Raw genomic sequence first — 2,353 nt, forward strand, 5'->3', positions numbered from 1 at the left:
TGGGAATACATCGTCCTGGCGGTGGTCATGGTCGGGGTCACGAGCTTCACCATGGACGCCGTGCGCCTGTTGCGCGCCAACGCCCAGGCGCTGGAGGAGGCTCAGGCCGAGGCCCAGGAAGCCAGCCGCGCCAAGTCGACCTTCGTGGCGATGATGAGCCACGAGCTGCGCACGCCGATGAACGGCGTGCTGGGCCTGGCCCACGCCCTCGGCGAAACCCGCCTGGACGCCAAGCAGGCCGAATATGTCGACATGATCATCCAGTCGGGCGACAGCCTGATGACCATTCTCAACGACATTCTCGACCTGTCGAAGATCGAGGCCGGCAAGCTGGAGCTGGAGGCCGCGCCGTTCGATATCCGGGCCCTGGCTGGGCAGATCCGCCTGCTGTGGAGCGAGACGGCGAGGGTCAAGGGCGTCGACCTGGCGCTGGAGATCGATCCCGCCACACCGGACTGGCTGCTCGGCGACGCCGCTCGGGTTCGCCAGATCCTGCTGAACCTGGTGTCCAACGCCCTGAAGTTCACCCTGGAAGGTGGCGTCGTGATCCGCATCGCGCCCGAGGCCGGCGAGATCGTCCTGGCGGTCTCGGACACCGGCGTCGGCTTGACCGCCGAGCAGCAGGCGCGACTGTTCGCGCCTTTCGTGCAGGCCGAGCGCTCGACGGCTCGGCGCTTTGGCGGCACCGGCCTTGGGCTGGCGATCTGTCGCCATCTGACCGACCTGATGGGCGGCGCGGTGAGCCTGGAGAGCGCGCCGGGGAAAGGTTCGATCTTCACGGCGCGCCTGCCCCTGCCGGCGACCGAGCCGCCGCGGCGCGTCGAGGCGGCGCCCGCCCCGGCGCTGGGCCTCGCCGGGCTCCGGGTGCTGGTCGTCGACGACAACCCCGTCAATCAGGTCGTGGCGCGCGCGGTGCTGGAGGCCGTGGGCGTCGAGGTCGCCGCCGTGGGCGATGGACGCGCCGCGCTGACGCGGCTGGGAGCCGAGCCGTTCGACATGGTGCTCATGGACGTCCACATGCCCGTGATGGACGGCGTGGAGGCCGTGCGACGCATCCGGGCGGGCGAGGGCGGCCGGGTCGACATGCCGGTCGTGGCCCTGACCGCCGACGCCATGGTCGGCGACGCCGAGCGCCTGATGGCCCAGGGCTTTGACGACGCCCACCCCAAGCCGATCCTGCCCGCCGGCCTGCTGGCGACGGTGGCGCGGCTGGCCGCCCCGCCGCCGGTTCCCGCGCTCGACGGATTGGCGCGGTAGGACTCCAAGGCCCGTCCAGGATTTCGCGACTTGCGCGAACGCCGTTCGATTAGAGTTTGTTAGCCGGCGGCGGCCTATCACCCCATTCTGAAAGCCCCGGGGGATCTGTGTCCGCATTCGCGCGTCGTCGCAAACAGAGGCCGGTCAACGCCGCCGACCGCATGATGCGCAGTCTGCGGGCCCTGGAGCGCACCGCCTCGACCAGCCGCGTGCTGAACCTGGTGGCCATCGAGGCCGAGAGCGGCGCGCGCCCCGAATACGCCGAACATCCCCTGTTCCGGAACCGGACGCTGAACGGCGCCCTGATCATCAAGCATCGCGTCCGGGCCGACGACATCTACCTGTTCGACGAGGCGCGGCCGCTGGCCACCAAGGTCATCATTCCGTTCGACCGCCGTGATCTGGGCCTGGGCGGGCAGTCGGTGCTCGTCGGCCAGCGGGGGTGGGCGCAGTTGCTGGTCGAGGCCTGCAACGCCTCCGGCGACATGACGCGCGACCTGGACGCGCTGCGCGCCATCGACACCCTGCCGTCGCTGGACCCGTTCCTGCTGCGCGAGCACCTGCGCCGCCACGACCTGCCGGTGGCCAACTGTTATTTCTCCCTGTCTCCGGCCGACTACGACCAGATGCAGGGCTTCGTCAGCATGGAGATCGGCCGCCTGATCGAGCTGGCCTACAGCGAGCAGGGCGGGGCGCGGCGGACCCAGACCGCCCGGATGGTTCAGGCGCTGCTGGCCGCCGACGTCGGCCATCGCCTGTCGCCGCTGCGCAAGACCCTGGTCATGGAAGGCGGCAGCTTCAAGGAAGGCGTCTTCGCCTGGAAGGGGCTGCTCTATTACAAGTGGATGCTGACCACGCTATGGCCGCGACTGACCGACGTCAGCGCCCAGATTGGCCGCCTGGAGGTCAATGGCGATCGCGACGGCGAGGACGGCCGCTACCTGGATGAGGCGCGGCGGCGGCTGCAAGGCGGGCTGCTGGTCGAACGTCACGCCATACTGCGCACGCTGAAAGTCTATGACGACGCCTTCGAGCACCTGGTCGACCACAACCAGCCCCACATGTTTCGCCAGTTCCTGCTGCGCGCGCCCGAACT

Annotated in this window: 2 protein-coding genes; both read left to right on the forward strand. The window is 69.6% G+C overall.

The window, feature by feature from the left end; genetic code table 11:
* The coding region (locus tag VJ655_RS15655; RefSeq protein WP_324112650.1) for an ATP-binding protein at window positions 1-1,257 on the forward strand (1,257 nt) is incomplete at its 5' end.
* Window positions 1,258-1,364: 107 nt separating this feature from the next.
* On the forward strand, window positions 1,365-2,353 hold a 989-nt coding region (locus VJ655_RS15660; protein WP_324112652.1), incomplete at its 3' end, for a hypothetical protein.

It is taken from the genome of Caulobacter sp., assembly GCF_035254145.1.
Taxonomy (GTDB): domain Bacteria; phylum Pseudomonadota; class Alphaproteobacteria; order Caulobacterales; family Caulobacteraceae; genus Caulobacter.